The organism is Microbulbifer mixtoriginis (SeqCode) (genome assembly GCF_052467515.1).
Genome location: NZ_CP174314.1, coordinates 4,645,273 through 4,667,668, shown reverse-complemented (window position 1 = coordinate 4,667,668; position 22,396 = coordinate 4,645,273). Strand labels below are relative to the sequence as shown.

Here is a 22,396-nt window from a genome sequence, read left to right as displayed (position 1 = left end):
GTGCCCCTTCTTTAGAGTGGTCCATACTTCCTCCTAACTAGCGTAAGCCAAAACGCAACTGGAGGGCCCCTCTTGGACCACCGCAAAGTAGATGCCACTGGCATCGAACTCCTGCACGACCCCAGCACCAATAAGGGCACTGCTTTTACAGAAGCGGAACGCAACAAGTTTGGCCTTAACGGCCTGATCCCCTATGCTCTGGAAACCATCGAAACCCAGGTAGAGCGGGTGATGATGCAGCTGAGCCACAAACATTCGGATATCGATCGATTTGTCTACCTGACCGGTCTACTGGATACCAACGAGACGCTCTTTTACCGAGTGGTGATATCTGATCCGGTGCGCTTCCTTCCGATCATTTACGACCCCACTATCGGTGAAGCCTGTACCAAGTTCAGCCATATCATGCGCAGGGTCAGGGGTGTCTATCTGTCTATTGCACAGAAGGGCAGTATCGCCGACTCCCTGTCTCACTGGCCGGACCGGGACATTCGATTTATTTGTGTCACCAATGGCGGACGAATTCTGGGGCTCGGGGATATCGGCGCGAATGGCATGGGTATCCCCATTGGTAAACTGCAGCTTTACACCGCCGCCGGGGGCGTACCGCCAGAACATTTACTGCCACTCTTTTTAGATGCCGGCACCGATAATGAACAAGTACTCGCAGACCCACTCTATGTAGGCCTGCGTCGTAAACGCCCGGATACCGAGACGCTTTACCGTTTTGTGGATGAATTTGTGGACACTATCCAGCAGCGCTATCCACATTGCTGCCTGCACTTTGAGGACTGGACCGGTAGTGACGCCGTCCACCTGCTGCAACGATATCGAGACAGGGCCTGCTGCTATAACGATGATATCCAAGGCACTGCGGGTATTGCCCTGGCCGGCATGATCAACGCCCTGAAAATCAAACAGGGCTCGTTAAAGGATGAAAAAATCTTCTTCGCCGGTGCCGGCTCTGCCGGCATAGGGCTTGCAGATTTATTTGTGAGTGAACTGGTCAATGAAGGGCTCTGTAAGGAAGAGGCCCAAGCCCGCATTATTATGTTCGATGAAAAGGGACTGCTGGTAAAAAGTCGTGAAGACCTTTTCGACTTCCAGCGCCCCTACGCACACGACCAATCCCCAACTTCACAATTATTGGAGGCCATAAAAACTCACAAGCCAACCACCTTGATTGGCGTCAGTACTGTTGGTCAATTATTTACCCAGGAAGTCGTGGAAACTATGGCCGCACACAACCCGCGACCCATTATTTTTGCTCTGTCCAACCCAACCGAACATGCCGAATGCAGTGCGGAGCAGGCCTACAGTTGGAGCCAGGGCCGAGCCATCTATGCCGCCGGCGTACAATTCCCCAAGGTCACACTGCATGGAAAAACCTATTTGCCAGGCCAAGCGAATAATTTATATATCTTCCCCGCGGTAGCAATGGCAATTTATGCAACAAGTGCTAAACGTGTGCCCGATTCACTATTTATTGAGGCCGCCCGTGGAGTTGCTGAGCAAGTTGGTCAAGATCTGCTGCAGCAGGGCTGTCTGTTTCCGCCACAATCAAAAATTTTAGAAATATCCCAAAATACAGCCGCAAAAGTCAGCAAGAAAATCTTTGAACTTGGGCTCAGCACACTGGAGCCGCCAAAAGATTTTTTAGAATTTATAGAAAAACATACTTATAAAGCTGAATATCTTTCTTATATTTGAATTTAACCCAATGCAACAAAGGTCAGAAGGTGTCTAGTTGTATTGATCTTGGTTCATTGTCTGAATTTCTTAAAGATTTCCGGTCAAATACCGAGCGCCCCTTATAAAAAGTCTTTATCACTTTGGCTTCATCAACCTGACTTTTAGAAACATTAAATATATTTCTATCTAAAACAATAAAATCAGCCCACTTACCCTTTTCGATACTGCCCGTTTCCTTTTCCAAGCCTCCAGAATAGGCAGCATTAATTGTAAAAGCCTCAACCAGGTCATCAATAGAAATTCCTAGATTTAATCCCCGATAAATAACCGCCATTGGATCCACCATGCCACGAATCTGAGAGGGGTCAGAAGATAATAAAGAGACACTCATGGGAATATATTTTTCTCCACCCTCTAAAACTCCACCCCCAGTTGAACCTTCTCGGCCGCTATACAAGAGGAAAATATTTTTTGGCTGTACAAATACGGCACTATGCATCTGGGAAAGCTGATCCAGAGTGGACTCTTTATCTAAAGAAGCATTAACAATTGCATTGCGTATTTTGGTGTCGCCCCCCTCCAAATTTTCCAGTATATTTAAAGCTTTATCAGTTTCCTCTCCTCCAGAAACCAAAATCTGTATGGGAAATTGGTGAGCGTTCGCCCTTTGCGCCAAACTAATAACCTCTTTAAGCGAACCAGTAGTTCTTGAGATTGGTTCAGTAGTGATCCATACCCTTAAATTTTCTGGTAACCATCCAATATAACTTATCGAAATCAGCCTAAAGTCATCGATTGTTATTTGACTAACCTTTTGCTGCAACGAACTAAAATCTTTGTCGGCAAAATCTGTACTAACCGCCATTGAGGCCAGCACGCGAAAACCCATGGGTTCAATTTCGGATATTTGATCAAAATAACGCTTTTGACCTTCCTCATCTTTTAATACAACAACGGAATCATAGAGACTTGTCACACCATTACTAACCGCTAAATCTTGCATACTGAGCAAGTCTTTTCGGTAATCTCCGTTTATGTCCTGCGGGATCAATTTCTCTATTAGTGCGACAGCGCCAGGACCCCGCAACCAACCAGTAGCAATGCCGTGTTCGTTTTTTTCTATAAATCCATTAGGAGGATTCACACTATCGTTATTAATTCCTGCGGCAGCCAGACCTTCTGAATTTGTCCAGATATTGTTTCGGTCTGAAGAAAATAAAATAATCGGGATCAGGTCATTAATTTGATCGAGAATCCCTTTGTGCGGAGGCTCAACAGAAAATGCCTGCAAATTCCAACCATCACCCACAATCACTTGCTGTTGCGGATTCTCTCGAATATAACGCGCTACCGCAAAACGGTAATCTTCAATGGAGCCTCCAGAAAATAAGTTGATTCTGGATGCCGCCCCCCGAATTTTTGCCCTTTGGAAAAAGCCAGGTAAAACCAGCTTACCATTCAGATCTACAATTTCAGTATCCCCGCCAATATAAGCCTCAACACCTGCCTCAGTGCCGACAAAGACAATTCGCCCATCCCTGATTGCCATCGCCGCAGCAATAGATCGGGCTTTATCCGCGGTATAAATAGTGGCGTTGCGGATAATTAACTGAGCGGGCTTGCTTGGGGTGGGATTGGCGGTGGGAATGGAGCCTACGCTCTTTTCTAGAGGATCACAGGAGAGGAGCAAAAGAACCGATAGCAAACTGAATAAACGCATATAGCTTCCCACGGATTTGCCCTATCCCCTCAATTTTCCACTGTGAAAAAATTCAGCGAGACTAGTAATTCAACGATTCTCTCAAGGCCACAGCCAGTGATAGCCGAAAGAGCCTCTCGTACAGGGGCCTAGCCCGCACTCCAATAGGGTGCTGGCCAGGTTCGCCATGGCAATAGTGAGAAACAGCACCGCGATAAATTTCTCGGGAAAGGTGAATCGACGCGGTGACAGGTTGCGCCGCAAGAAGCCCAACATCATTGCGACCCCGCAATAAGTAAGCAGCCCAAAAAAAGCCACGGCCGCCCAGGTATAGAGATGCAAGCCGAGAAAGGGCTCTCCAAATCCGGGGTTATTGGGCAGAATATGCAACAACACCTGGCGCCCGGCAGCAGCCAGCCCGGCAATACTCGAGAGGATAACAATTCCGTAGTGAGCGGGACGTACACCAAATCGCAGGTTCATCAGCAAGCCCAAGCCAGCCATGGTAAAGGCTACACGCTGAAGCAGGCAGATGGGGCAGGGCAGTTGGTGCTCGTAAAGCTCGATGATAAAAGCCGCCCAGAGAACCGCAGAGAGGCCGAGAAGAGCCAGGGCATCGAGCCTTCGGACCATATACACCATAGCGGCACCCCGGCTAGAAGGAGAGGTCCAGCGTTGTGTTCGAGTGATAAATCAACCAGATGATGTAAATCACCATAGTCAACAACCACCACAGGGTGGCCGCGCGCTGGCGGCGCTTCCATATATACCAGGCTGCAATCAGAACGGTGAGAAAAGGCAGTACCAATACCACGGGCCATCTCCACAGACAGCAATACTCTGATATTAGTAGTAAATTCCCGCCAATGCCCTAGCGCAAAGTAAGCTCAACGCTGGCAACGAGTGCAAAAGAAGGTACTGCGCTGGCCCAGAACCATATCCCGCACCGGACTCCCACAACTGGGGCAAGGTGCTCCCGCGCGGCCGTAGACATTGAGTTCCTGGGCGAAATATCCCGGCTTGCCATCACCACCGATAAAGTCCCGCAGGGTAGTGCCACCTTGGGCAATGGCACGACTCAATACCTTTTTGATCGCCTCTGCAAGGCGCAGATAGCGGGCTTTTGAAATAGAGCCCGCTTCACGATCCGGGCGGATACCTGCCAGGAATAGCGATTCACTGGCATAAATATTCCCCACCCCCACCACGATACGCCCATCCATTATGAACGTTTTCACCGACTGTTTACGCTTGCGGGAAGCGGCGAACAGGTAGTCACCACTAAAACTCTCCGACAGCGGCTCTGGCCCTAAATGACTGAGTAGATCGTGGACCAGGGGGTCTGCTGCGGTCCACAGAAGAGCGCCAAACCGGCGTGGATCCCTGTAGCGCAGGGTCAGGCCACTATCGAGTCGCCAGTCGATATGGTCGTGCTTCTCAGGGGATTCTTCCTGCTCGACCAGGCGCAGGCTTCCAGACATCCCCAAATGCCAGATGGCACATCCCTTATCTGTATGCACCAGTAAGTATTTGGCGCGACGCTCCAGCTTCAGAATACGGGCATTTTTAATGTGCTTGGCGAAGTCCGGGTCTACAGGCCAGCGCAGTCGCGCCTGTCGTACCACAACCGATCGCACCCACTGTCCCTCTAGATAGGGAGCGAGGCCACGGCAGGTGGTTTCTACTTCTGGGAGTTCAGGCATTTCTCATCTCACGATGGCTGTAGCCGAGGAGCGGACACAAAAAAGCCCGGCAAGAACCGGGCTCTTCTGCGAGTACGCGGAAGGCAATTACTTGATTTTGCCTTCTTTGTACATAACGTGCTTGCGAACAACGGGATCGTACTTTTTGATCTCCATTTTCTCAGGCATGTTGCGCTTGTTCTTGGTAGTGGTGTAGAAGTGGCCAGTACCGGCGCTGGAATTCAGACGAATCTTCTCACGCATTGCTCAATCTCCAATCAGTTAGCTGAATACAGCTAATTATACTTTTTCGCCGCGGGCGCGCAGCTCAGTCAGGACAGCGTCGATACCTTTCTTATCGATAACGCGCATGCCTTTTGCGGAAACACGCAGTTTCACAAAACGCTTCTCGGACTCAACCCAGAAACGGTGGCTGTGCAGGTTCGGCACGAAGCGACGCTTGGTGCGGTTCTTAGCGTGGGATACATTGTTTCCGGTTACCGGACGCTTACCGGTTACCTGACATACCTTGGACATCTGTTGGCCTCTTCAAAACGCTTGTGCCCGCATGGCGCCAATCCTGAAGAGGAAAAGGGTGTGCGGGAACATAAAAATCGGGATTCTAATCCGGTTCCTGGATGGCGGCGGAACCTGTGCAGAATCTGGCCCGGCCGCAAAGAGCGGCGTTTTATACCAAAAGAGCCCGTAGGGAGCAAGTTTTGTACAGTACTTCTGCGCCAATCGCAGCTTCTCAATTGCAGTGCCTACAGCAGCCCCTGCTCCGCAAAGGATAGGGCCTGGCCCTCGCCCACTATCAGATGATCCAGCACCTTGATATCCACAAGCTCCAGGGCCTGTACCAAACGCTCGGTAATCCAGATATCTGCCTGGCTAGGCTCACAAATGCCCGAAGGGTGATTGTGCGCCAGAATCACTGCCGCCGCACCCCGCTGTAAAGCAGCCTGCACCACCTCACGGGGATAAACACTGGCGGCATTCAGAGTGCCCTCGAACAATTCCTCAAAACTGATAACACGGTGCTGGGTATCCAGGAAAAGGCAGCAAAAGACCTCGCGGCAGCGATGGCGCAACTGCATAGCCAGGTAGTCTCGCACTGCCGCCGGACTGCACAAAGCACTGCCCTTCCGCACCGTTTCTGCCAGGTGTCGTCGCGCTATCTCCAGAGCCGCTTGCAGCTGTACAAACTTGGCATCCCCCAATCCGCGGGCGCGACAAAACTGCTCCCTACCTGCCTCCAACAGGGCACGCAAGCCGCCAAACTCACTGAGCAGGCCCCGCGCCAAATCCACTGCGGAAACGCCCGGCAGCCCCACCCGCAAAAATATCGCCAACAACTCTGCATCCGACAGCGCCGCGGCACCCTGCGCCAACAGCTTCTCCCTGGGCCTCTCAGCCGCCGGCCAATCCTTGATCTTCATAATCGTTTCTCGCCTTCCCTGACTGTCTTTTTTTGTGAACTCTCTCCCCAACTCACCACAAGCACGATTTTCGCGTCTATTCTGCGCCTTATAAGTCCAGACGCAGAAATGCTAATCTAACCCGCTCGCATATATTCGGAAACTGTATCTATGTCCTCACTGGCCGATAAACGCATACTTTTGGGAATCAGTGGCGGTATTGCCGCTTACAAGAGCGCCGACCTGGTACGCCGCCTAAAAGAACGCGGTGCCCAGGTGAGAGTGGTAATGAGCGCCGGCGCGCGCGAGTTTGTGCAGCCGCTGACTTTCCAAGCCCTATCCGGCAACCCTGTACACACCGATCTGCTGGACCCAGCCGCTGAAGCCGCCATGGGGCATATCGAGCTGGCCAAGTGGGCCGACCTGATCCTGATTGCCCCCGCCAGTGCCCAGATGATGGCAAAACTGGCCTGTGGCATGGCCGACGACCTGCTCACCACCTTGTGTCTCGCCAGCGAAGCACCAGTGGCCCTGGCCCCCGCCATGAATCAGGCCATGTGGCGCCACCCAGCCACCGCTGCCAATGCCAAAACCCTGCGTGACCGTGGGGTACAGCTGTGGGGACCGGCGGCTGGCAGCCAGGCCTGTGGTGACGTGGGACCCGGCCGCATGCTGGAGCCCGCTGACTTGGCCCTGCAGGCCGAGTCACAGTTCGGCTCTAGCGACTGTCTGCGCGGCAAGCGCGTGGCGATTACCGCCGGCCCAACCCGCGAGGCCCTGGACCCGGTACGCTACCTGAGCAACCACAGCTCCGGCAAGATGGGGTTCGCCCTGGCCGAGGCCGCCCGGAAGGCCGGCGCCGAGGTCACACTGATCGCCGGGCCGATAAATTTGGCCACTCCCGCACATGTGAAGCGCGTCGATGTCATCGATGCGCGGGATATGCGCGATGCCGCCGAGCGTGCGGCCGACCTCTGCGATATTTTTATCAGCGCTGCCGCTGTTGCCGATTTTCGCCCCGCCTCGGTGGCGGAACAAAAAATCAAGAAACGCGAGGGCTGCGACGAGAGCGCTATTACCCTGGTTAAAAACCCGGATATCGTCGCCGGCATCGCCGCGCGCAGCGAGCGACGCCCCTTTACCGTGGGCTTTGCCGCTGAGACACAGCAAGTCGAACAGTATGCGCAAAGCAAACTGCAACGGAAAAACCTCGATATGATTATCGCCAACGACGTCAGTGGCAGTGAAACCGGCTTCAATAGTGACCGCAATGCCGTCACGGTGATAGATCGCCACGGCAATACACAACTGCCCGAGGCTCTAAAGGCCGACCTAGCGCGACAGTTAATAGAAATTATTGCCGTCAAAGCGCAGAAATAAAGATCAACAGGCAGGAAAATCAGTGGTTTTCAACAAGAAAAATCAGAGCCAAGGACTATTGCACAAGGGGTTGCTGCTGCCTTCGTTGCTGGCGGCCGTCGCCTGGCTCTGCGGCGCCTATCTAATCGTTGAGCATATAGTCACCCCCCACAATCAAGCGCAAGTACAACAGGCAGCCCGGGCGCAGGGAAAAATCTTCGCGCAAGATGTAGAGTCTCTGTTAGCCGAACGCACGCGGCAGCTGCAACAAATTGAACGCAATGGACAACCCCTTGAAGAACAGCTAAAAACAGCACAACTACCGAAACAATCGCGAATTCAGGTCTTTTCAGAGGCACAAATCCGCGTGGGCGCAGGTGAAAAGCCAACCCTGAACTTCGCGCTAGTAGATCTGCTTAAGCGTACCCGACAAGACAGTCAACAGCCCCTAGAGATACTGCGTACCGGCCCCGACAACAGCTGGCAGCTTCACAATGCTGTTAACCTGGCGGGGCAACAACTTCTGATCAGCCAGCCCTTCGCTGTTTTGCAAACATCCCTGGAAACGCTCGATAAAAACCAGGGACAGATTCAGCTGCTTCAAAAATTTCCCGATTCGATTGCACAGCCCCTTTGGCGCGGCGGGCAGGGCAGTGGCTTCAGCCATTCTGAAGCAATTCCGGATAGCTACCTGCAGGTGCAGTTCAGCCCCTCCCCTGCATTTATCCAGCAACACAGCTTGCCACTTCTGTGGATCTATCTCACAGCCGGCGCCGGCCTACTGCTCTCCTTGCTGGTACTTCTACGCTTCCTGCCCCGAGACAACCGTGCCCCCTGGGAGCGCAGCCAGAAAGGTGGAAGAAGCGAAAGTGAAAAATTCCCTGCGCCCGAGTCGCAGCAGGATGCTCTGCTGGCGGATGAAGCTTTACCCCAAGGGCTCGCATCGGCACCCAGCATCGCTCCCGAAGCTTTACAACAGAATATGACAAATCGCGCTGAGGCAAGGTCTGCGACCAAATCAGGTAAGCCCCAACATCCGCTAACTACCGAGTTTCCCCCTCATGTGTTTCGCGCATACGATATCCGCGGCATCGCCGGTGAGGAAATTGATGAGCCCTTTGCCTACCAGCTGGGAAAGGCCCTCGGTACCCTGGCACAGCACGCCGGAGAGCAAATCCTGCTAGTGGGGCGCGATGGCCGCAACAGTAGTGCACTGCTCAGCAACTGCCTGATGGAGGGGATTCTCGATAGCGGCTGTAACAGTATCGATCTGGGCCTGATCCCATCACCACTGCTTTACTACGCCTGCGCCAAGGGCAAGAACACCAGCAGCGGTGTTATGGTGACCGCGAGCCACAATCCGGCGGAATACAATGGCTTCAAGATTGTGCTCAAGGGCCGCCCCCTCTCTGAAGAAAAGCTACAGGGCCTGCACCAGCTTATGCAGCAGGGGCCCTTCAAAAGCGGGGAAGGCAGTAACCGCGAGCAGGATATTAAAGACAAATATATTGACGAGATCTTTAACAACGTCGCCCTCGCCGGACAACCGCACCTAGTAGTGGATGCGGGCAATGGAGCCACTTCCGTTTTGGCACCCCGGTTGTTTGAGCAGCTGGGCTGCGCAGTCACTCCGCTGTTTTGTGAAGTGGATGGGGACTTCCCCAACCATCCACCCGATCCCACGCGCCCGGAAAACCTGCAAGCATTGATCGACAAAGTGGCGGAAACCGGCGCAGACCTGGGCATAGCTCTGGATGGCGATGGTGATCGTGTCACTCTGATTTCCAGCAGCGGGCGCATCGCCTGGGCCGATCAGCTGGTTATGCTACTGGCGAGAGACATCCTGGCACGCAACCCAGGGGAGACGATTGTCTTCGATGTGAAAAGCAGCCGTAGCCTTGCTCAATTGATAAACCAGTACGGCGGTCGCCCGGTAATGTGGAAGACCGGCCACGCGCCGATGAAAAACAAAATGCTAGAAACCAAGGCAATTCTTGGCGGTGAGTTATCCGGCCATATTTTTATTCGGGATCGCTGGTTTGGTTTCGACGATGGTATCTACGCAGCGGCGCGGCTCCTGGAGATTATGGCCCTGCGGGAACAGAGCCTGGATGAACTCCTCGACTCACTGCCGCAAATGGAGAGCACCCCGGAAATATTGTTGCCCGTAGAGGAGCAGGAGAAGTTCTCCCTGATTGAGCAGTTGCGCGAACAAGGCAATTTTGACAATGCCGATATCAATACTACCGACGGTCTGCGCATAGAATTTTCTGATGGCTGGGGGCTGGTGCGCGCCTCCAATACCACCAGCGCGTTGACCCTGCGCTTCGAGGCCGAAAATAAAGAGGCTCTGGAGCGTATTCGCAAAGTAGTCATGGCGCAGATCAAGAAAATTGCTCCCACAGTTGTCGTTCCCAATTGGGAACTGCTCAACTAGCGCACCAGTTTTAAACCTGTGTGGCACAGGCAGGTGCCGCAACCGACTAGCGCTCCGTGCTTTAATCAAAAAAATCTCGACCGCGCAGTATCTACAGCAGCGGCTGGACAGCGGGAAAGCTATCCAACCGCACCCCACCATAAAGGAATTGCCATGTCCCTCGATAAGAAGTCCGCTCTGCGTATTGCTCAGGTTTTGAATGAAGCCTTGCCCTATATCCAGCAATTCACCAATAAAACCGTGGTGGTAAAGTTTGGCGGTAATGCCATGGTGGATCACGAACTGCAAAGCGACTTTGCCCGCGACATTATCCTGATGAAGCTGGTGGGCATGAACCCGGTAGTGGTACACGGCGGCGGCCCGCAAATAGGCCTGCTGTTGAACAAACTCAATATCGAATCTCACTTTGTCGATGGCATGCGCGTAACCGATAGCGAGACCATGGATGTGGTGGAAATGGTATTGGGGGGCACGGTCAACAAGCAAATTGTCAATCTGATCAATCAGAACGGAGGCCGCGCAGTGGGCGTTACCGGCAAGGATGGCTTGTTAATCGAAGCGCGCAAACTGAGCCGCAAAAATGAGAGCGCCGGCCTGCACGCCTCAGAAATTATTGATATCGGCCAGGTAGGCGAGGTGGAAAAGGTCAATACCGATGTCATCAATATGCTGATCCAGGGCGGCTTTATTCCGGTAATCGCCCCTATCGGCGTCGACAAAGAGGGGGTTTCTTACAATATCAATGCCGATCTGGTGGCCGGTAAGGTCGCCGAGTGCTTGCAGGCAGAAAAGCTGATGCTGCTCACCAATGTTGCGGGCCTGCAAGATAAGCAGGGCGAGGTACTCACCGGCCTGACGACGCCTCAGGTGGAAGGGTTGATTGAAGATGGCACCATTCATGGCGGCATGCTGCCGAAAATCAGTTGTGCACTCGACGCGGTAAAAGACGGGGTCACTTCTGCCCATATTATCGACGGTCGGGTACCTCACGCGGTCCTGCTGGAAATATTTACCGATACCGGCGTCGGCACCTTGATTACCAATAGTGAGACATAAAGCCATCGCACAGTAGCGCTTGGCAATTGAAGACAGACGTCCGAATCGGTAGGATTCCGCCGCCGAAATATTAAGGCGACAAGAGCAAAAATCACCGTCCACCCCCCAAGTGGACTAAAGGCAATCAATGAGCAGCGAAAAAATCAATCGGCGCCAGCAAATTCTGGAATCTCTGGCACATATGCTGGAAGCCAGTCCCGGCGCACGTATTACAACTGCAGCCCTGGCCAAGGAAGTTGGCTTTTCTGAAGCGGCGCTTTACCGCCACTTCCCCAGTAAGTCAAAAATGTTCGAAGGCCTGATCGAGTTTATCGAGGAGACTATTTTCAGTCGCATAGCGCTGATCCTTCAGGAAGAACCCTCTGCTTTGGAGCGATGCCAGAGAATCCTGCACCTTCTGCTGGCTTTTTGTGAGCGCAATCCGGGTATTACCCGACTTCTCACTGGCGATGCGTTGACCGGCGAAACCGAGCGTTTGCACGGGCGTATCCTGCAGCTGTTCGATCGTCTGGAAACCCAAATCCGTCAGATTTTGCGTGAAGCGGAACTGCGTGAACACCTGCGTCCAACCCTGCCCCTGGGCGGTGCCGCCAACCTGTTATTGGCCAGTGCCGAGGGCCGTATCGTGCAATATGTACGCAGCGGCTTTAAGCGCAAGCCCACCGAGTACTGGGCCGAGCAATGGCCGGTTTTGACCTCCGGCTTTTTCCGCGAGACCGTCGCCGCAGCCAGGTAACTGGCTGTGCGGTATGGAAAGTGAAAGATAACTGGAAGGACGCACGTGTAACGAAGCCAGAAAGGCGCTAATGGTCCTGCACTATCAGGATCTGTTAGTAATTTCTGCGTAGCGCGCGGCGGCTTTATCAAATTCCTCACCGATAGAACTGGCCTCGTCGGCGCGCCGTTTAAGGCGCTCGCGCAGTACTGCCACTTCTTTTTGCAAATCGGCAATACGCTGCAGGAGCTCCGGAGCCACCTCGCGCCCACCGCGCTGGGTGCGCGCCGCCTGTGTCTCTTCCTGGGTAATTTGACGAGTGAGACTGGTGATATTCGAGTGCATGATCGCCATATCCTGCTCAACAATTGCCAGCTTGCGTTTGCGCGCACTCTCAATGTCGGCAAGGCTGTTATAGCGTTTGAGCAGCTTGCGGTCCGCTTCCTCGCGTGCTTCCTGTCGGCGCTGCGCTTTGAACTCCTCGGGACTCAACTGCGGTGGAACCACTTCTATAACACGGCCAGAAAGGTTGAGAATTTCGTAGCCCTTAGCCACGTACTCCGGCGGCACCATTTCATTGAGTACCATGATGCCCTGCTCATCGGTATAGCGATAGAGTAACTGCTCACCGCTGGCGGCACTCGCCAGGGTACAAAACAACGGAATGGCAGGAACCAGGAAACATTTTATGGGGGCGATTGCCATCGCTCTTCTCACTAAATTGATGCGGCCCGCTATAACGAGCGGGCCTCTCACTTAACCCGTTACGCCGTAACGCTGCCGGTAATCGACAATTTTTTGCAGGGTTTCACTATCCTGAGACTCCTGCTCGAGGAAACTGACTATATCATCCAGCTGTACAATGCTAATGACTGGGATATTAAACTGCTGTTCGACCTTCTGAATAGCGGAGAATTCACAATCTTCGCTGGCCTTTTCCTGACGATTTAAACCGATGACCACACCGGCCGCTTCGGCACCGTGAGATTCGATGATTTGCATCACCTCACGCACCGCAGTACCGGCCGTAATCACATCATCAATGATCAAAACCTTGCCATTCAGCGGCGCACCCACTAAGGTTCCGCCTTCGCCGTGATCCTTGGCCTCTTTGCGGTTGTAGCAGAAAGGCTTATCGATACCTTTCTGAGCCAGTGCCACGGCAGTCACCGCACCCAGCGGGATACCCTTGTAAGCCGGTCCGAAAATGACATCAAACTCCACTCCCGAAGCGATAATCGCCTCGGCGTAAGCCTGTCCTAGTGCGGCTAATGCCGCACCGGTGTGGAAGCGGCCAGCATTGAAAAAATAGGGGCTTTGACGGCCTGACTTCAGAGTGAAGTCACCAAAACACAACACCTGATGATCCAGGGCCAATTGGATAAAATTGCGCTGATATTGCTGCATGGAAAATTGTTAACTATTAGCTAAGGTGAAGGGAGACCTCCCCGTAGCATTTCTTCCGGGGATAGGCATGCAAATAATGTTTCTAATGATACACAGTCCGCTGGTAAGGGGCTAATAATGCGAATAGTAAGCTTGTCTGTAGACGGCGTTCATCAGGCCGCACAGCGCGGTCTCTACGATTGGTTAGCTGAGCAGGATGCAGACATTATCTGCCTTCAAGACCTGCGCTCTCTGGAGCCGGAGCTAGACCACCCCATATTCCACCCCGATGGCTATTACAGCTACTTCTTCGATTCGGGAACGCCCCATGAAAACGGCGTGGCGATCTATACACGCAACCAGCCCAAAGCCATTATTTTCGGTATGGGTTTCGCCAACGGCGAGGATATGTATGGGCGCTATTTACAGGCAGATTTTGAACGCCTGAGTGTGGGTTCTCTGTTAGCGCCAATAGCCACTGACGAGGCTTCACTGGAAAAAAAGGTCCAGTTTTTCGACGACATGCAAGCGCACCTGCACAAAATCAGCCGCAAGCGCCGCGATTTTATTTTCTGCGGTAACTGGGGCATGGCACACCGTCGTGCCGATGTGCAGAACTGGCAGGACCACCAGGATAACCCTGGTTTCATGCGTCACGAACAGCGCTGGCTGGACCAGCTGTTCAATGAAATTGGCTATGTCGATGCCTTTCGCCGCGTGGTCAAAGACACCGATGAATTTACCTGGTGGCCGAGTGGCACCGTAGGCGAAGGTGATGGCTGGCGTACCGACATGCAGATCGTTTCACACGGGTTGAAAAATCGTATTGAATACGGTGCGATTAACAAGAATGTGAATTTCTCCAGCCACCTACCACTAATGATGGATTACGACCTGGAAGTATAAACCGTTAAGGACTCGGCCCATTTCGGCTGAGAGTAGGGGAGCCGAGTCCTGTCGCGAACCGACCCGCTTTACAGCGGGAGCGGTCCTAACTCAGCAAAATACAAAGCCTCACTCATCCAAGGCTTTTTGCTGTATCTCGATCAGTTCATCGATTCCCGCTTTACCCAAGCCCAGCATCTGCGCGAACTCTTTCTCGGAAAAAGGCTTACCTTCAGCGGTACCCTGTACTTCGATCATACCTCCGTCTGCCGCCATCACCAGATTCATATCCGTATCAGCCGCGCTGTCCTCTGGATAGTCCAGATCCAAAACCGGCTCGCCGTCATAAATTCCGACAGAGACCGCCGCGACAAGGTTGAGCAACGGATCCTCAGCGAGAATTTTTTCCCGCTGCATATGGCGCAGCGCATCCACCAAGGCTACACAAGCGCCGGTAATAGCCGCCGTGCGTGTGCCACCATCGGCCTGGATAACATCGCAATCCAGGGTGATCTGATTCTCTCCAAGCTTTTCCAGATCCACCGCTGCGCGCAGGGAGCGGCCAATCAGACGCTGGATCTCTATAGTGCGGCCGCTCTGTTTACCCTTGGCTGCCTCACGCGGCATGCGGGAACCTGTAGAGCGCGGCAGCATGCCATACTCCGCGGTGATCCAACCGCTGCCCTGACCGCGCAGGAAGCGCGGTACTTCACTCGACACTGAGGCATTACACAGAACTTTTGTGTCGCCAAACTCTACCAACACAGAGCCCTCGGCGTGGCGGGTGTAGTTTCGGGTAATTTTTATCTGGCGCATCTGCGCCGCCGCGCGGCCACTGGGACGCTGCATAGCTCACCTCGGTCAATGAATGAAAGCCCTGCATTATATACCCCCACATGGATATCCGAACGCTGTGCTATGATGCCGAGCCGATAAATACGCCTGCAGGGGATGAGCAATGGCCAATAACCGGGAACAGAACAAAGTGCGAAGCATGACAGCCTTCGGTCGCGCCGAAGCCGCTTATGCCACAGGAAACGCCATTTGGGAGCTGCGCTCGGTCAACCATCGCTACCTGGAGCCGCACTTCCGTCTGCCCGAGGTCGCCCGCCCTCTGGAAGCGCAGTTACGAGATATTTTGCGGAAAAGTTTATCCCGTGGAAAAGTGGAACTCACGCTTACAGTAAAACCCAACAGTGTGGAAACGAGTGGGCTTGAAATTAATCAGCCGCTGGCACAAGCATTGATTAACGCCGCCAAACAAGTGACCGGCGGTGAAGGCGCCCAACCACTCAACCCCCTGCAGATTCTCCAATGGCCCGGTGTTATTAGCGAACCGGAAGCCAATACTGAGCAGCAATCCGCCACTATTTTGCAGGCGTTTCGCGAAGCGCTAGAACAACTGCGCGCGAATCGTGAGCGTGAGGGTGCGGAGTTAGCCAAATTTATTGAAGCCCGCTTAAAAGGCATTGAAGAACAAGTCGCCCTAGTGCGGGAACTGCTACCACAGATTCTAGAGGCACAGCGGGAAAAACTGCGCAACCGCCTGGAAGAGCTCTCTATAGAATTGGATAAAGAGCGCTTGGAACAGGAAATTGTGCTGCTCGCTCAAAAAGCCGACGTCGATGAAGAACTCGATCGCCTAAATGCCCACACTGTAGAAACCCGCCGGGTGCTCGCTGGAGGCGGCGCTATAGGTCGGCGCTTGGATTTTCTTATGCAGGAATTTAACCGCGAGGCCAACACTCTATCCTCCAAGTCCGTGGTAACCGACACCACCCAGGCTGCAGTAGAGCTGAAGGTCTTGATCGAACAAATGCGTGAGCAAGTACAAAATATTGAGTAAGCATATTATGGGGCTTTTTTAAAACCAAAATAAGAGCCCCGTATTCACGTTCTGCTAAACAACTATCTGCTGCTTTACCCAACTAACATTGAAATACATTTTATATGCGAAATAATATTAAATGGGTTGGGGCTATATTCTTAGCTGTAACCATTATTGAAATTATTAATATATTATCCGGCCGCTCATTGAATGACTTCGGCCTAGTCCCTAGATCCATCGACCATCTGCCCCATATTTTTACCGCTCCATTGCTACACGGAAGCATCTGGCATTTTCTATCCAATATAGTAACCCTGTGCGTTTTCAGTTTTTTGCTGTTGCAATATGGAGTGAAAACCTACCTAAAAGTCACTCTGACGATTATTGTCACCACTGGTCTTGCCGTTTGGCTATTTGCTAGAGGCGGGAATCATCTGGGCGCAAGTTCAGTAATTTATGGCTATTTTGGATTCTTATTGCTGGCCGGCTTTATCAGCAAGCAGTTTGTTCGACTATTGATATCCATTTTTGTCGGATTGGTTTATGGCGGGCTTATTTTTGGTGTGCTGCCACAAGGAATGTATATCTCCTGGGAATCGCATCTATTCGGTTTTCTGTTTGGTATAATGGCTGCAAAAATATGGGCCCACACACCCACCCCTATTACGGACCGACAAGCTGTATCTAAAAATTCATAGTTTTTCTCTAGCAAATTCACAGCAGGCACACAGGGAGCCGGATGACCGCTCACTGTGTGCACTCAAAAAAATAAAAACAAGTTTCCGGCCATAGTTCGTATAGACGGCTGAATGCTGTTTTGAAGTCATTGTGATGTCAGAAAAATTACCAGTCAGTATTCAGCGCGAACTCTGAAAGAAGCTACCACTGGGGATTAGCATGCGCTGTGACAAAAATACTTAAAATTACCTCGCACCAGAAAGGCATAAAATCATTTCCTGCCAAACAGTGATTTACTGTTTTTTTCTGCAAAACCGATAACCACCCCTCACCAACTGAGCTCGTGAACTAAGACACACCTTCTCACTGACTAAGTTCTCATTACCTGACTTTTTTCTAAAAAATTATAAATTTGTCGTCATAAGCCACACAATTTCAGGTTCCTCAGCTGAGGACAATAATCTCAAAGTCGTTATATATCTGTGCCAATGTGAAACTTTGGTACTAATTTTGGTCTTTTTAACCGCCAAATGCCTATTCTGGCGGCTATTCGGGACTTTCTATTGGCGGATATATTTCTGTCAGTGAAAGATCTTTTCAGGAGTGACCGATAGACCAGCTGATTGGCTGGCTGTCGGATAACAATAATTTCGAAGAGCAAATAATAATGACTTCACCACTCAAGAACCTTCGGCAGAAGACGGCTCTAGCGAGCGTTTTTACACTGCTATGCACTGCGCCCTTCACTGCCCAGGCACAACAAGCAGACAACGCTCTGCTGACGGACCGCATCATCGTTAAATACAAGGAAAGTGCCAAGGTTGGCCGGGCTGCCAGCATGGCCAGGGAAACGGTGGAAAAGGCCTCCCGTCGCGCCGGCCACAAAATGCGTCACCTGCGCCGTATGGCCACTGGTGCTCAGGTAATGCGCCTGGAAGGTCGCAAAAACAGAACGGAAATGAACGCGATTATCAACCGTCTGAAACAGGATCCGGATGTGGAGTACGCTGAGCCGGATCTGATGATGCGCGCAATGGCTGTGCCCAATGACTCTAGCTATCTCAACCAGTGGCACTACTTTGAGTCCACCGGCGGTCTGAACCTGCCATCGGCCTGGGATGTCACTCAGGGTGAGGGAGCGGTTGTCGCGGTGCTCGACACCGGTTACCGCCCACACCCTGATCTGGTGGGCAATATTCTGCCGGGCTACGACATGATTTCTGACACTTTCGTGTCTGTAGACGGCGATGGCCGTGATAGCGATGCCACAGACCCAGGCGACTGGTATACGGACAAAGCCTGTGGCGATGATCCTCGCATCCCCTCGGAAAGCGACAGTAGCTGGCACGGCACCCATGTCGCCGGCACCATCGCGGGCGTCACCAATAACAATATGGGTATCGCCGGTGTCGCCTACAAAGCCAAGATTGTACCGATACGCGTGCTCGGCCGCTGTGGTGGCTATACCTCAGATATCGCCGATGGCATCATCTGGGGCGCCGGCGGCTCTGTCAGCGGCCTGCCATCCAACCCCAACCCCGCACAAGTACTCAACCTGAGTCTTGGTGGTGGTGGCAGCTGTGCCACGACAACTCAGAATGCTATCAACACCGCACGCAGCCTAGGCGCCACTATCGTAGTCGCTGCCGGTAATGAATCCGATAACGCCAGCCAATACACTCCCGCCAGCTGCGATGGCGTAATAACTACTGCCTCAACGAACCGCGATGGCGGCCGCTCTTACTTCTCCAACTACGGCAGCGTAGTGGATGTTGCAGCACCAGGGGGAGCGCAGAGTTTTGCTAACGACCCGAACGGCATTCTCTCCACCCACAATAGTGGCAGTACCGTCGCGGGCAGCGATAGCTACGTCTATATGCAAGGCACCAGTATGGCTGCCCCACATGTTGCCGGTGCTGCCGCACTACTGTATTCGGTAAACCCTGACCTGGGCCCGGACGACATCGAATCGATACTCACCACCACCGCACGCAGTTTCCCATCTTCATGCAGCGGCTGTGGTGCCGGTATTGTCGATGCTACAGCAGCAGTGGCCATGGCGAGCGGCGGTAGCGATGGAGACAACGGTGGCGATAACGGAAATGGCGGCGGTGTCAGCTGGACCGAATCCAACCTTTCCGGCAGCTCCGGCAGTTGGAACGACTTCACCATCGAAGTCGCTGCGGGTACCACAAGCTTGAATATAGAGATGTCTGGCGGCAATGGCGAGGTCGACCTCTATGTCCGCCATGCCAACTACCCCACTCTGCGCCGGTACGATTGCCGCCCCTACCTCTGGGGCAATGAAGAGAGCTGTACTATTAGCAACCCTGACTCGGGTACCTGGTATGTCAGTGTTTACGGTTACGACTCCTACAGCGGCGTCACCCTTAAGGCTGAAACCACTCCCTAATTGACGACATAGGCCGGCGCCAAAAGCTCCGGCCACGGAAGAGGTATTTTGGTGCGGATTAGCAATAAAGAACCAAAGTACCTCACCCAATTAGTGCGCGGGAAAGGGAAATAACGAGCTGTGCGTTACGCGGCTAAGTAAGAGGCCTTGCCTCTGCCCCCTGCACCAACCCCGAACTTTGCCAGCTGTATCGACAAAATTCCTTAATGCACTTTTTTCGGGCACATATTTTGCCTGTGTTCTAACGGTGCCACGCTTTTTTTGCAATTCAACCGAAAGCCAAGCACCCGGATTTCCCCTCTTGTCAGCTAAATACTGACCAGGGTGATAACCATCCATCACGGAGAGATAACAATAATGAAAACATCACTGAAAAATCTATTGCATAAGTCCGCACTGGCCGGCGTATTTTCACTGCTGTGTGCAAGCCCCTTCGCCGCCCAGGTCGAAGATACCAGCAACGCTCAAATCACCGACCGCATTATCGTCAAATACAAGCAGGGCGCTAAAATAGGGCAGGCGGCCAGACTGGCCCCAGAAGCCGTAGATAAAGCCTCCCGCCGCGCCGGCCATAAAATGCGTCACCTGCGCCGTATGGCCACAGGTGCTCAGGTGATGCGCCTCGAGGGACGCAAAAACAAAGCAGAGCTCGAGGCTATTATCAGCCGCCTTAAGCAGGACCCCGATGTCGAGTATGCAGAGCCCGACCTGATGATGAAGGCCATGGCCGTACCCAATGACCCCAGCTATTACGACCAGTGGCACTATTTTGAGTCCACCGGTGGCCTTAATCTGCCAGCAGCCTGGGATACCACTCAGGGCGAGGGTGTGGTCGTTGCAGTTATCGATACCGGCTTCCTGCCCCACGCAGATCTGGCCGCTAACCTGCTGCCCGGTTATGACATGATTTCCGATACCGATGTCTCTGTGGATGGCGACGGCCGCGACAGCGACGCCACCGACCCCGGCGACTGGTATACCAATACCTACTGTGGTGACCCACGATATCCGGAAGCGGACAGCAGCTGGCACGGTACCCATGTCGCCGGCACCATAGCGGCAGTGACCAACAATAATATGGGCGTAGCCGGTGTGGCCTCCAAAGCGAAGATCGTACCCGTGCGAGTACTCGGCCGCTGTGGCGGTTACACTTCAGATATTGCCGACGGTATCATCTGGAGTGCCGGCGGCTCTGTCAGCGGTGTCCCAACCAACGCCAACCCCGCCCAGGTACTGAACTTGAGCCTGGGTGGTAGCGGCAGCTGCGCTACCACAACGCAGAATGCCATCAATACCGCACGCAGCCTCGGTGCCACCGTCGTGGTTGCCGCCGGCAACTCCGCTCGCAACGCTCGCCGTTACACGCCAGCAAGCTGCTCGGGGGTTATTACTGTTGCCGCCACTGATCGCTCCGGTGGTCGCGCCTACTACTCTAATTACGGTAATGTGGTCGACGTAGCCGCACCGGGTGGTGAGACCAATGTGGTGAGCAGTGATGGTGTGCTATCCACTCTCAACAGCGGCAACACTGTAGCCGGTACGGATTCCTATGCTTACTATCCCGGTACCAGCATGGCCACCCCCCATGTAGCCGGTGCCGCAGCTCTGATCTATTCGGTGAACCCCAATGTGACACCCGATCAGGTAGAGTCTATTCTCACCAGCACCGCGCGCAGTTTCCCATCCTCTTGCTCGCGCTGTGGCTCTGGCATTGTCGACGCTGCTGCGGCAGTGGCAGCGGCCAGTAACTGATTCCCCCAAATAGCCACCGCTTGTGGATTTTATGAAAAGGCCGGCAAATGCCGGCCTTATAGCTTTCCCGTGCCGGCCCACGCAATCTAACGAACAAACGCGGCAAATTGGGGGTCAACCGGCGTATCTGCAAGATGATTGATGTAATTGCTCATCACTTTCTGCACAACCCCAACAATAATCTCCAGCAGGTTTTGGCGGTTATAGCCCACTGCGTAAAACCGCTCTGATACCTCATCTGAAATCACACCGCGCTCACGCACAATCGCCAGGGTGGTGTCCCGCAGTACTTCAAGTTTTTCAGTAGGTAGGGGCGTCTTATTGCGAAGGGCCTCATTCACTTCGTCCGCTACTTTCATCGCCTTGGCAATAGCGCTGTGTGCCGGTACACAGTAGTGACAGTTATGCTCCACATTGATGCTCTGCCAAACCACAGTCATTTCTTCGGCATTGAATGAGGTGTCCAGGAAGTACTGATGTAAATCCTGGTAAGCCGCCAGGGCTTGGGGCGACTCTGCCATAACCCCGTGCAAGTTGGGGATAGAGCCAAAGGCCTTGATAGATTTCTGGAGGAGGGGTTTGCTGTCTTGCGGTGCGCTTTCAAGATCGTAAATCTGGAACTCTTTCATCGCTGAACTCACCTTTGATGTTTGGGTTAAATACTTGAGCGATCGGTCAAGTATTGTGAGACTAACCAATGTTGAGCGATCGTTCAACAACAAAGAGTAATTGGCGGATATCTCTTGAAAGGGTAAAATTTGAGCAATTGCTCAAGTGGAGGCAACATGGCGAATACCGCGAAATTTGACCGCCAGGAAGTATTGCAGCGGGCAACCTGGCTTTTCTGGCAAAAAGGATTTCACGCCACATCGACTCGTGATCTACAACAGGCCACCAATCTTCGTCCTGGTAGTATTTATGCCGCTTTTGGTAGTAAATCTGGACTTTTCAAAGAGGTTCTCAGCTATTACGCGCAAAATCGCGACCAATTACTCCTTCAATGCATAAATGACGAAGGCAGCAACCTTGGAGGCTTGCGTGCCTATTTCCATCACATATTGCTAGGTGACGATGTTGATGCCCCAAACGAGCTCTGCCTATTAGCTAAAGCCATCTCAGAGCTGGATGAAGGGGAAGAAGCACTATTGGCCGAGGCCCGCGCTTTACTGGCTGCACATGGGGCAAAGTTCCGTCAGTATCTGGAGAGTGCGGTGAATGCTGGAGAGCTTTCCAAACAGACAGATTCGGCGCTGCTCGCTCGCCAATTACAGGTTCTAATGATTGGGCTGCGAACTTATCTCCGCGCCACCTCGGACCGCGCTGCAGTTGAGCAAATGATCGAACAGTTGTTTGACCCAGCCTGCGTGCAGACCACAAGTTGAGAAAAAGGCGATTA

Annotated in this window: 22 protein-coding genes; 11 read left to right on the top strand and 11 right to left on the bottom strand. The window is 52.9% G+C overall.

The features are described from left to right. Positions 1-72: 72 nt before the first annotated feature. Positions 73-1,710, top strand: coding sequence for an NAD-dependent malic enzyme (locus ACJJIT_RS20160; RefSeq protein WP_444899482.1), 1,638 nt, complete (start codon positions 73-75; stop codon positions 1,708-1,710). A gap of 22 nt (positions 1,711-1,732) precedes the next feature. On the opposite strand, the gene ACJJIT_RS20155 is transcribed toward ACJJIT_RS20160, so the two are convergent. The 7 genes from ACJJIT_RS20155 to radC form a co-directional block, all read right to left on the bottom strand. Then, positions 1,733-3,412 (bottom strand): amidohydrolase, encoded by a 1,680-nt coding sequence (locus ACJJIT_RS20155; RefSeq protein ID WP_444899481.1) that lies wholly within the window; start codon positions 3,410-3,412, stop codon positions 1,733-1,735. Between the two features lie 81 nt (positions 3,413-3,493). After that, on the bottom strand, positions 3,494-4,033 hold the full coding sequence (locus tag ACJJIT_RS20150; protein ID WP_252083874.1) for a disulfide bond formation protein B: 540 nt from the start codon (positions 4,031-4,033) through the stop codon (positions 3,494-3,496). 13 nt (positions 4,034-4,046) lie between these two features. Beyond that, entirely contained in the window at positions 4,047-4,205 is a 159-nt protein-coding gene (locus tag ACJJIT_RS20145; RefSeq protein ID WP_252083875.1) for a DUF5993 family protein, read from the bottom strand. Positions 4,206-4,278: 73 nt separating this feature from the next. Continuing rightward, positions 4,279-5,094, bottom strand: a complete 816-nt coding sequence (mutM, locus tag ACJJIT_RS20140; protein ID WP_252083876.1) for a bifunctional DNA-formamidopyrimidine glycosylase/DNA-(apurinic or apyrimidinic site) lyase — start codon at positions 5,092-5,094, stop codon at positions 4,279-4,281. A gap of 87 nt (positions 5,095-5,181) precedes the next feature. Continuing rightward, a complete protein-coding gene (rpmG, locus tag ACJJIT_RS20135) occupies positions 5,182-5,337 on the bottom strand; it encodes a 50S ribosomal protein L33 (RefSeq protein ID WP_020413983.1) in 156 nt (51 codons plus the stop codon). A 36-nt stretch (positions 5,338-5,373) separates the two neighbouring features. Beyond that, positions 5,374-5,610, bottom strand: coding sequence for a 50S ribosomal protein L28 (rpmB, locus tag ACJJIT_RS20130; RefSeq protein WP_020413982.1), 237 nt, complete (start codon positions 5,608-5,610; stop codon positions 5,374-5,376). Positions 5,611-5,837: 227 nt separating this feature from the next. After that, positions 5,838-6,512, bottom strand: a complete 675-nt coding sequence (gene radC, locus ACJJIT_RS20125) for a RadC family protein (RefSeq protein WP_444899480.1) — start codon at positions 6,510-6,512, stop codon at positions 5,838-5,840. Positions 6,513-6,662: 150 nt separating this feature from the next. Between radC and coaBC the strand changes: the two genes are divergently transcribed. The 4 genes from coaBC to slmA all read left to right on the top strand — a co-directional run bounded on the left by coaBC (position 6,663) and on the right by slmA (position 12,079). Further along, positions 6,663-7,871: a bifunctional phosphopantothenoylcysteine decarboxylase/phosphopantothenate--cysteine ligase CoaBC gene (gene coaBC / locus ACJJIT_RS20120; RefSeq protein WP_444899479.1), complete on the top strand. Its 1,209-nt coding sequence runs from the start codon at positions 6,663-6,665 to the stop codon at positions 7,869-7,871. Between the two features lie 22 nt (positions 7,872-7,893). Continuing rightward, positions 7,894-10,287: a phosphomannomutase/phosphoglucomutase gene (locus ACJJIT_RS20115; RefSeq protein ID WP_444899478.1), complete on the top strand. Its 2,394-nt coding sequence runs from the start codon at positions 7,894-7,896 to the stop codon at positions 10,285-10,287. 153 nt (positions 10,288-10,440) lie between these two features. After that, positions 10,441-11,343, top strand: coding sequence for an acetylglutamate kinase (gene argB, locus ACJJIT_RS20110; RefSeq protein WP_444883199.1), 903 nt, complete (start codon positions 10,441-10,443; stop codon positions 11,341-11,343). Between the two features lie 127 nt (positions 11,344-11,470). Beyond that, complete coding sequence (gene slmA, locus ACJJIT_RS20105) at positions 11,471-12,079, top strand: nucleoid occlusion factor SlmA (protein WP_252083881.1); 609 nt, start codon at positions 11,471-11,473, stop codon at positions 12,077-12,079. Positions 12,080-12,163: 84 nt separating this feature from the next. On the opposite strand, the gene ACJJIT_RS20100 is transcribed toward slmA, so the two are convergent. Together ACJJIT_RS20100 and pyrE are read right to left on the bottom strand one after the other, a co-directional pair. Next, entirely contained in the window at positions 12,164-12,763 is a 600-nt protein-coding gene (locus tag ACJJIT_RS20100) for a hypothetical protein (RefSeq protein ID WP_444899477.1), read from the bottom strand. Positions 12,764-12,814: 51 nt separating this feature from the next. Next, positions 12,815-13,465: an orotate phosphoribosyltransferase gene (gene pyrE / locus ACJJIT_RS20095; RefSeq protein ID WP_444899476.1), complete on the bottom strand. Its 651-nt coding sequence runs from the start codon at positions 13,463-13,465 to the stop codon at positions 12,815-12,817. A 117-nt stretch (positions 13,466-13,582) separates the two neighbouring features. Between pyrE and ACJJIT_RS20090 the strand changes: the two genes are divergently transcribed. Then, a complete protein-coding gene (locus ACJJIT_RS20090; protein ID WP_252083884.1) occupies positions 13,583-14,350 on the top strand; it encodes an exodeoxyribonuclease III in 768 nt (255 codons plus the stop codon). Between the two features lie 108 nt (positions 14,351-14,458). Here the strand turns inward: ACJJIT_RS20090 and rph are convergent, their stop codons facing one another. Continuing rightward, positions 14,459-15,178 carry a ribonuclease PH gene (gene rph / locus ACJJIT_RS20085; protein ID WP_444899475.1) on the bottom strand — a complete coding sequence of 240 codons (720 nt, stop codon included), beginning with the start codon at positions 15,176-15,178 and terminating at the stop codon, positions 14,459-14,461. Between the two features lie 109 nt (positions 15,179-15,287). Here rph and ACJJIT_RS20080 point away from each other — a divergent pair, with 109 nt between their 5' ends. The 4 genes from ACJJIT_RS20080 (at position 15,288) to ACJJIT_RS20065 (ending at position 21,000) form a co-directional block, all read left to right on the top strand. Then, complete coding sequence (locus ACJJIT_RS20080; protein ID WP_444899474.1) at positions 15,288-16,175, top strand: YicC/YloC family endoribonuclease; 888 nt, start codon at positions 15,288-15,290, stop codon at positions 16,173-16,175. Positions 16,176-16,279: 104 nt separating this feature from the next. Then, positions 16,280-16,855: a rhomboid family intramembrane serine protease gene (locus ACJJIT_RS20075; RefSeq protein WP_444899473.1), complete on the top strand. Its 576-nt coding sequence runs from the start codon at positions 16,280-16,282 to the stop codon at positions 16,853-16,855. Between the two features lie 647 nt (positions 16,856-17,502). Further along, positions 17,503-19,248 (top strand): S8 family peptidase, encoded by a 1,746-nt coding sequence (locus tag ACJJIT_RS20070; protein ID WP_444899472.1) that lies wholly within the window; start codon positions 17,503-17,505, stop codon positions 19,246-19,248. 357 nt (positions 19,249-19,605) lie between these two features. Further along, positions 19,606-21,000 (top strand): S8 family peptidase, encoded by a 1,395-nt coding sequence (locus ACJJIT_RS20065; RefSeq protein WP_444899471.1) that lies wholly within the window; start codon positions 19,606-19,608, stop codon positions 20,998-21,000. A gap of 86 nt (positions 21,001-21,086) precedes the next feature. Here the strand turns inward: ACJJIT_RS20065 and ACJJIT_RS20060 are convergent, their stop codons facing one another. Further along, positions 21,087-21,629: a carboxymuconolactone decarboxylase family protein gene (locus tag ACJJIT_RS20060; protein ID WP_444899470.1), complete on the bottom strand. Its 543-nt coding sequence runs from the start codon at positions 21,627-21,629 to the stop codon at positions 21,087-21,089. A 156-nt stretch (positions 21,630-21,785) separates the two neighbouring features. Between ACJJIT_RS20060 and ACJJIT_RS20055 the strand changes: the two genes are divergently transcribed. Beyond that, a complete protein-coding gene (locus ACJJIT_RS20055) occupies positions 21,786-22,382 on the top strand; it encodes a TetR/AcrR family transcriptional regulator (RefSeq protein ID WP_444899469.1) in 597 nt (198 codons plus the stop codon). The last annotated feature ends 14 nt before the right edge of the window (positions 22,383-22,396 follow it).